Genomic DNA, 2,012 nt, shown 5'->3' on the forward strand with positions numbered 1-2,012 from the left:
CCGTAGTCGCTGGGTCTAGACCCGAAGCGAAGTGATCTAGCCATGGGCAGGTTGAAGCGCGGGTAAGACCGCGTGGAGGACCGAACCCACCAGGGTTGAAAACCTGGGGGATGACCTGTGGTTAGGGGTGAAAGGCCAATCAAACTTCGTGATAGCTGGTTCTCCCCGAAATGCATTTAGGTGCAGCGTCACGTGTTTCTTGCCGGAGGTAGAGCTACTGGATGGCCGATGGGCCCTACAAGGTTACTGACGTCAGCCAAACTCCGAATGCCGGTAAGTGGAAGCGTGGCAGTGAGACTGCGGGGGATAAGCTCCGTAGTCGAGAGGGAAACAGCCCAGACCACCGGCTAAGGCCCCTAAGCGTGTGCTAAGTGGGAAAGGATGTGGAGTTGCACAGACAACCAGGAGGTTGGCTTAGAAGCAGCCACCCTTGAAAGAGTGCGTAATAGCTCACTGGTCAAGTGATTCCGCGCCGACAATGTAGCGGGGCTCAAGTACACCGCCGAAGCCGTGGCATCTGCGCTCAACTCAGGCCTTCGTGGTCCAGAGGCGCAGGTGGGTAGGGGAGCGTCGTGTGGGCAGTGAAGCCGCGGGGGAACCCAGTGGTGGAGCCCACACGAGTGAGAATGCAGGCATGAGTAGCGAAAGACGGGTGAGAAACCCGTCCGCCGAATGACCAAGGGTTCCAGGGCCAGGTTAATCCGCCCTGGGTAAGTCGGGACCTAAGGCGAGGCCGACAGGCGTAGTCGATGGACAAGGAGTTGATATTCTCCTACCGGCGAAGAACCGCCCATACCGAGCCCGGTGATGCTGACCGCCCAAACCTGCCCGCCGACCCTTCGGGGTCATGTGGCAGGGGCGCGCGGGACCCAATCCGGTAGTAGGTAAGCGTATTAACAGGGGTGACGCAGGAAGGTAGCCCGGCGTGGCGATGGTAGACCACGTCCAAGGCTGTAGGCCGTCTGGTAGGCAAATCCGCCAGGCATGAAGGCTGAGAGCTGACGGTGAGCGCACAAGCGCGAACTGGGTGATCCTATGCTGCCAAGAAAAGCCTCGGCGCGAGGTTCTAGCCGCCCGTACCCCAAACCGACTCAGGTGGTCAGGTAGAGAATACTAAGGCGATCGAGAGAATCGTGGTTAAGGAACTCGGCAAAATGCCCCCGTAACTTCGGGAGAAGGGGGGCCTGAAGCGTGAACACCCTCGCGGTGGGAGCGTGGACGGCCGCAGAGACCAGGGAGAAGCGACTGTTTACTAAAAACACAGGTCCGTGCGAAGTCGCAAGACGATGTATACGGACTGACGCCTGCCCGGTGCTGGAAGGTTAAGAGGACGGGTCAACCCTTCGGGGTGAAGCTCAGAATTTAAGCCCCAGTAAACGGCGGTGGTAACTATAACCATCCTAAGGTAGCGAAATTCCTTGTCGGGTAAGTTCCGACCTGCACGAATGGCGTAACGACTTCTCCGCTGTCTCAACCGCGAACTCGGCGAAATTGCACTACGAGTAAAGATGCTCGTTACGCGCAGCAGGACGGAAAGACCCCGGGACCTTTACTATAGCTTGGTATTGGTGTTCGGTGCGGCTTGTGTAGGATAGGTGGGAGACTGTGAAGCCCGTACGCCAGTGCGGGTGGAGTCAACGTTGAAATACCACTCTGGCCGCTTCGGATGTCTAACCTCGGTCCGTGATCCGGACCAGGGACAGTGCCTGGTGGGTAGTTTAACTGGGGCGGTTGCCTCCTAAAATGTAACGGAGGCGCTCAAAGGTTCCCTCAGCCTGGTTGGCAATCAGGTGTCGAGTGCAAGTGCACAAGGGAGCTTGACTGTGAGACTGACAGGTCGAGCAGGGACGAAAGTCGGAACTAGTGATCCGGCGGTGGCTTGTGGAAGCGCCGTCGCTCAACGGATAAAAGGTACCCCGGGGATAACAGGCTGATCTTGCCCAAGAGTCCATATCGACGGCATGGTTTGGCACCTCGATGTCGGCTCGTCGCATCCTGGGGCTGGAGTAGGT

The 2,012-nt window shown here is 58.2% G+C and carries 1 rRNA gene; it reads left to right on the plus strand.

Annotation, left to right across the window (positions count from 1 at the left end):
* Nucleotides 1-2,012 (plus strand): 23S ribosomal RNA (locus tag ACZ402_RS20285); the annotation flags it as partial.

This window comes from Cellulosimicrobium sp. NPDC030954 (assembly GCF_055571305.1).